The sequence below is a fragment of the Boseongicola sp. genome, assembly GCF_057460485.1.
The window spans coordinates 1-6,137 of sequence record NZ_JBVCWP010000232.1; the positions used below are offsets into that span (position 1 = coordinate 1).

At 56.7% G+C, this 6,137-nt stretch carries 5 protein-coding genes and 1 tRNA gene; 4 read left to right on the forward strand and 2 right to left on the reverse strand.

Features of this window, described 5'->3' with window-relative positions; all coding sequences use genetic code 11:
- The coding region (locus AC221Y_RS18775) for a 3-oxoadipate:acetyl-CoA acetyltransferase (RefSeq protein WP_486708020.1) at positions 1-819 on the forward strand (819 nt) is incomplete at its 5' end.
- Positions 819-959, forward strand: a complete 141-nt coding sequence (locus tag AC221Y_RS18780) for a hypothetical protein (RefSeq protein ID WP_486708021.1) — start codon at positions 819-821, stop codon at positions 957-959. The genes AC221Y_RS18775 and AC221Y_RS18780, both read left to right, overlap by 1 nt.
- 502 nt (positions 960-1,461) lie before the next feature.
- Here AC221Y_RS18780 and AC221Y_RS18785 read toward each other — a convergent pair.
- The gene (locus AC221Y_RS18785; protein ID WP_486708022.1) at positions 1,462-3,684 is read right to left on the reverse strand and encodes an NADP-dependent isocitrate dehydrogenase; all 2,223 of its coding nucleotides are present in this window, start codon (positions 3,682-3,684) and stop codon (positions 1,462-1,464) included.
- A gap of 378 nt (positions 3,685-4,062) precedes the next feature.
- Between AC221Y_RS18785 and AC221Y_RS18790 the strand changes: the two genes are divergently transcribed.
- Both AC221Y_RS18790 and AC221Y_RS18795 read left to right on the forward strand, forming a co-directional pair.
- Positions 4,063-4,308 carry a helix-turn-helix domain-containing protein gene (locus AC221Y_RS18790; RefSeq protein WP_137193494.1) on the forward strand — a complete coding sequence of 82 codons (246 nt, stop codon included), beginning with the start codon at positions 4,063-4,065 and terminating at the stop codon, positions 4,306-4,308.
- Positions 4,308-5,615, forward strand: a complete 1,308-nt coding sequence (locus tag AC221Y_RS18795; protein ID WP_299750733.1) for a type II toxin-antitoxin system HipA family toxin — start codon at positions 4,308-4,310, stop codon at positions 5,613-5,615. The genes AC221Y_RS18790 and AC221Y_RS18795 overlap by 1 nt, the downstream gene beginning before the upstream one ends.
- A gap of 309 nt (positions 5,616-5,924) precedes the next feature.
- Here AC221Y_RS18795 and AC221Y_RS18800 read toward each other — a convergent pair.
- A tRNA-Cys gene (locus tag AC221Y_RS18800) sits at positions 5,925-5,998 on the reverse strand.
- Positions 5,999-6,137 lie beyond the last annotated feature (139 nt).

The window sequence follows — 6,137 nt, forward strand, 5'->3', positions numbered from 1 at the left end:
ATCTGCGTCGCGATCACTGGGTCATTGCCGACCAAGGCCGCGAACCCTGCGGTACCGATCACGGTTTCTGAACAGGTTGAAAGCACGCATGCGGCGTTCGAGGCGGGGGCGAGTATTTGCCACGCACATGTGCGCAACGCGGATGAGACGCCAAGTTCAGACCCTGAGAAGTTCGCTGCTTTGAAGGAAGGCCTGGAGACCCATTGTCCGGGGATGATTATTCAGTTTTCGACCGGGGGAAGGTCAGGGGCCGGGCTGGAGCGCGGAGGCATGTTATCGTTGAAGCCGGATATGGCTTCCTTGTCGGTGGGTTCGAACAATTTCCCGACGCGGGTTTATGAGAATCCGCCCGATCTGGTGAACTGGCTGGCGTCAGAGATGGTTGTGAATGGTGTGAAGCCCGAGATCGAAGCTTTTGATTTGAGCCACATTCTGACGGCCGCCGAGATGCACGCGAAGGGCCAGATCACAGACACGCCCTATGTGCAGTTCGTGATGGGGGTGAAGAATGCGATGCCGGCGGACCGCGAGGTTTTTGACTTTTATATCAAGACCGTGAAGCGGCTGTTTGGCGAAGACGCGGCCTGGTGTGCGGCGGGGATCGGGCCCAATCAGGTGGTCCTGAACGAATGGGCTATTTCAAGTGGTGGGCATGCGCGCACAGGGCTTGAGGACAATGTCCGGCTGACCAAAGAGCGGCTGGCGGCCTCGAACGCCGAACTGGTTGCGCGCGCGGTTGGGATTGCTGAGAAGTATGAACGCCCCGTGGCGACATGGCAGCAGGCGCGGGAAATTCTGGGGCTGCGCTTGGGAGGGTGATGGCGCGCACAGTCGGGGTCGAGAAAGCCATGCGATTTGCGATTGCTGCACAAGACCGCGCCGAATTGGAGGGCGACTTTATTTTCCTTCATCCTGCCCAGAATCCCGCCGCAAACGGCGGTTTTGCAGGAGCGCTTTGACCCGAGAAACACAGGATGCCTCATGACCACTAAAGCGATCAACAAGTTGACCTAATTGGCTGACCGCAAGCCGGAATATGCGCCTCGTCTGTGAGGTGGATTTGGTGGTGTTGCGGTTTGACGAGGAGGTCTCAGTTTTTTTTACCGGTGCTGCTTGCACCGGAGCGTGTTGATATCGGATGGGCATGTGCGTGGCAATGATTTGAACGGCTTCCAAGCCCGCATGGGCTGGTCTTTGCACAGATGATAGATGATGAAGCCTGCGCTGCCAGTAACCAAAACACGTCGCGCTTTTAGGCTCCTTTCGGTTATCTTTCTTGGTGGTGCCGCCCGCATTGATGAGACGTCACTTGGCAGATTTGGGTATTCGAAACGGTAGTGAAACAGGATGCTCACGGGTGCGTAAAAAAAGTTGCTGAAAGGCACACGAATCGCAAAAATGGCCACCCCGTCCGGGATGGCCAATTTGTCTTTCGCGGAAAGCCAAAAGGAGTAGGGCGCCTTAGCCGATGATCGCGTTCAGCGTTGGCGATGGCTGCATTATTGCGCCGGTTTTTGCTGGATCAGTGTGGAAATATCCGCCCAAATCAGCCGGTCCACCTTGCACTTGTGCCAGTTCCGCGACGATCTTATCGGCGCTTTCGGCCAGGGCGGCGGCGATTGGTTTGAAGTGCTCGGCCAAATCGGCATCTTCGGTCTGTGCGGCCAAAGCTTCCGCCCAATACAGCGCAAAATAGAAGTGGCTGTCGCGGTTGTCGGGCTGGCCAACTTTACGCCCCGGTGATTTGTTATGATCGAGAATGCCTTGAGTCGCTGCATCCACGGCCACGCCTATGATCCGCGCACGGTCGTTGCCTTTGGTTTCGCCCAGAAATTTCAGGCTTTCGCCAAGGGCGCAGAATTCTCCAAGCGAATCCCACCGGAGGTGGTTTTCTTCAACCAATTGCTGCACATGCTTGGGAGCCGACCCGCCAGCACCCGTTTCAAACAGACCGCCGCCATTCATCAGCTTCACTATCGAAAGCATCTTGGCCGATGTTCCAAGTTCAAGAATGGGGAACAAATCTGTCAGATAATCGCGCAACACATTGCCGGTGATCGCAATCGAGGTCTCGCCTTTGCGGATCGTTTCCAGCGTTAGACGCGTGGCTTCACGTGGGGCAAGGATTTGGAAGTTTTCAGTTACACCGGCTTCGGCCAGCATCGGCGCGACATAGGCGATCAGTTCTGCATCATGCGCGCGGCTGGCATCAAGCCAGAACACCGCTTGGCAGCCTTCAGCCTTTTGGCGCGAGATCGCCAGCTTCACCCAGTCGCGGATCGGCGCTTCTTTGGTGGACGCGGCGCGCCATATGTCGCCTGCCTCGACGGCATGGCTGTGAATCACATCGCCATTGGCCGCCGTCAGCGTAACGGTGCCGGCCGCAGGCACTTCAAACGTCGTCGGGTGTGAGCCGTATTCTTCGGCTTTTTGCGCCATCAGGCCTATGTTTTGCACGGTTCCGGACGTCGACGGGTCGAGTGCGCCGGTTTCTTTGAAGTAGTTGATCGTCTCTTCGTAGACCGAGGCGTAAGAATTGTCTGGGATAACGCAGTTTGTATCGCTTTCTTCGCCGTCCGGGCCCCAGCCCTTGCCGCCGGCGCGGATCAAAGCCGGCAAAGATGCGTCGATAATCACGTCCGACGGTACATGCAAGTTGGTGATGCCCTTGTCGGAATTCACCATATACATCGGAGGGCGGGTCTCCATGACGGCAGCGATGTCAGCTTCGATCTCGGTGCTGTTTGCCATCTCGGCGATGCGCTCCAAAACCGCGCCAAGGCCTGAATTTGGGTTCACGCCGGCATCGGCCAAAGCCGCGCTGTGTTTGTCAAAGACGGGGGCGAGAAACGCACGTACTGCGTGCCCAAAGATGATCGGGTCCGAGACCTTCATCATTGTGGCCTTCAGGTGCAGCGAGAATAATGTGCCCTCGGCTTTCGTGGCTTCGATCTGTTCGGCAAGGAATGTGCCAAGCGCTTTGACGGACATAAAAGTTGTGTCCACGACCGTGCCCTTGGGCAGTTGGAATCCATCCTTCAAAAGCGTCGTGGCACCATTTGCGTCGGTAAATTCGATTTTGGAAGCACCGGATTGAGCTTCGGTGATCGTTGAAGATTTTTCGTTGGAAAAGAAGTCGTTGGCGGACATCGAAGACACTTTCGTCTTGCTGTCCGCGGCCCAGACGCCCATCCGATGCGGGTTCGCCATGGCATAGTTCTTGACCGCAACAGCGGCGCGGCGATCTGAATTGCCTTCGCGCAGCACCGGGTTCACAGCCGAGCCCTTGATAGCGTCAAACCGGGAGCGGATGGCTGTTTCGGCCTCGCTTGATGGCTCTTCGGGATAGTCTGGCAAGTCGTAGCCTTGGGACTGAAGCTCCTTCAGGGCTGCCACAAGTTGCGGCACCGAGGCCGAAATGTTTGGCAGTTTGATCACGTTGGCATCGGGTGATTTCACCAACTGCCCAAGCTCTGCAAGATCATCGGGTTGGCGCTGTGCATCGCTCAAACCTTCTGGGAAGGCGGCAATGATGCGCCCGGCGAGCGAGATGTCTTTCGTCCCGAATGTTACGTCGGCAGCACCTGCAAAGGCCCGAATAATCGGCAAAAGCGACGCCGAGGCCAGCTGGGGCGCCTCGTCGACTTTGGTGTAGATGATGTCGAATTCGGTTTGCTCAGTCATGGGTCTCTCCCGCGGAAATGTGTTTGCGCGATGCATAATAGTATTTTCAGCTGGCGTCGACCGCTTTCAGCATACCGTGGTATACTTCGTGGCGAATTGCATGGGAGCGCTCCTGACGGTGCAAGGCTGTTGAATGTCACTGAGAACTGAACCACATGCGAATTTTATTTCGAATTTCGGATAAAAAATGCTGATTAATACGGTTGCTACTGAATTTTCAGAATGATTCGCAACTAATTGAGACGCCTGAGCAAGTTCGCGCGGCGGGGCTGCAGGGATGAGTGCGGCTCGAGTGTTACGCCATGGCGTAAAAATTAGATATTTACGTTGCAGCGTAATTTGTTTTGATTTACGCTATACCGTAAAAGGAGCCGCATCATGGACCTCACAGCACGAACGGCCGAGCAGATCGGCGAGGCACTTCGCCGGACGCGCAAAGCGCGCGGCTGGACCCAAAGCGATATCAGCGCGCGCACGAATTTGCGCGTTGCAACGATTTCGTCGCTCGAGAATGGCGATGCGGGAACCAAGCTCGCCACTGTGCTCGCTATCATGGCTGCGCTTGGGCTTGAGTTTCGTTTGGTGGAGCGCGGCGGTTCGCTCGAGATTGAGGATATCTTCTGATGGCCCCAAAAAAATCAAACCGGCGCGGGCGTAGCGGCACGATGCAGGTGCTTCTGAATGGACGGCTGGTGGGAGCCTTGCGTCTCGCGGGTTCGGGCGCGATCAGCTTTGCCTACGATCACGACTGGCTGTCGTGGGAACACGCCATGCCCATCTCGCTGTCACTGCCTTTGCGCGAAGAGGCGCACCAAGGCGGTCCTGTCATTGCCTACCTTGAAAACCTGCTGCCGGACAATCAGGCGATACGTGAACGCGTTGCCGCTCGGGTGCGTGCAGGCGGCACGGACGCGTGGCACATGCTGGAGAAAATCGGGCGCGATTGCGTGGGGGCCTTGCAGTTCGTTTCGGGCGAGGTGCCCGAGTTTGGCGTGCTCGAAGGAGAACCCGTATCTGAGGCGCAGATTGCGGATATGCTGCGCAACTTGGCAAGCGCCCCTCTTGGAATGGAAGAGGAAGACGACTTTCGCATTTCGATCGCAGGGGCGCAGGAGAAAACAGCGCTGCTGCGCCACGAGGGAACGTGGATCCGTCCATCGGGGCTTACCCCCACAACCCATATCCTCAAGACCCAACTCGGCGTTCTGCCCGCTGGGGTCGATTTGTCCGACAGTGTCGAGAACGAATTCTTCTGCATGAGCTTTTGCCGCGCCATGGGGATGGAGGTGGCTGAGGTCGAGATTGCCGACTTCGAGGACGTGCGCAGCCTTGTTGTGACGCGGTTCGATCGGCGTTGGACCAAGGATGGCCGGTTGATCCGCCTCCCGCAGGAAGATTTTTGTCAGGGGCTCTCAGTCCCACCCAGCCAAAAATATCAAATGGATGGTGGGCCGGGGATCACCGAAGGGATCGGGTTGCTGACTGGTAGTGATGACCCCGAGGTAGATCAGCGCGCGTTCTTCCGCGCGCAGGTTCTGTTTTGGCTCTTGGGAGCGACGGACGGGCACGCCAAGAATTTCAGCATCGCATTGCGCCCTGGCGGGTTCCGCATGACCCCACTCTACGATGTGCTGAGCGCCCAGAAAGCGGTGGATGACGGTCAGATCCGCCAGAACCGGATGCGCCTCGCGATGGCGGTGGACGGGCACTATCGGATGAACGAGGTGGTGCCACGCAATTTCCTGCAGGCTGCCAAGGCGGCGGGCTTTGGTGTCGCGCTAGCGGAAGAAGTCTTGGCGGCAATCGCGTCTGAGTTTGAGCCTGCGTTGGACAAGACCCTTGCGGATTTGCCACATCGGTTCCCACAGCCACTGACGGAAACCATTGCTGTTGGCTTACGAAGTCGGGCAAGCGCTTTTCACGCGATATGATCCGCAGTGTAAAGCGCACAGCAATAATGGGCCGGAGAGACGGCTGCGACATAGCGCAGTTGTAGCGGAGTAAAATTCCGCCAGTTTGTCTCCTTCGTTTATTCGGAGGGCGGGAGATGTATTCTGTGGATATTTATATTCGTGAGCGCCGCGCCATTTTTTCTAAGTGCCTGTTGCTGAACACTATACGGCAATTTTGGGTGAAACGCAGCGAAAAACTGTACGCGGATTGTGTACGATTTGTGTACGAAGCGCGTTTTACAGCATCTTGTGGAAAGTGCCGTAAGTGACGCAAAATATTTTGGAATTTGGAGGCGAGTAGGAGAATCGAACTCCTGTACACGGATTTGCAATCCGCTGCGTAACCACTCCGCCAACTCGCCGGAAGCCAGTGCTGCTTAGGATTCTCGAGCCTTCGCGTCAAGCTGTTATCAATCATGTTATCAGCACTCGTTCCGTTTATGTTCGAGCACGCTTCTTTGCCGCTGACCGCGCGCGCATTTCTTGACGGGCTTCTCCTGC

Coding starts and splice junctions, on each gene's coding strand:
- AC221Y_RS18795 (WP_299750733.1), top strand. CDS start 4,308: ATGGCCCCAAAAAAATCAAACCGGCGCGGGCGTAGCGGCACGATGCAG.
- AC221Y_RS18780 (WP_486708021.1), top strand. CDS start 819: ATGGCGCGCACAGTCGGGGTCGAGAAAGCCATGCGATTTGCGATTGCT.
- AC221Y_RS18785 (WP_486708022.1), bottom strand. CDS start 3,684: ATGACTGAGCAAACCGAATTCGACATCATCTACACCAAAGTCGACGAG.
- AC221Y_RS18790 (WP_137193494.1), top strand. CDS start 4,063: ATGGACCTCACAGCACGAACGGCCGAGCAGATCGGCGAGGCACTTCGC.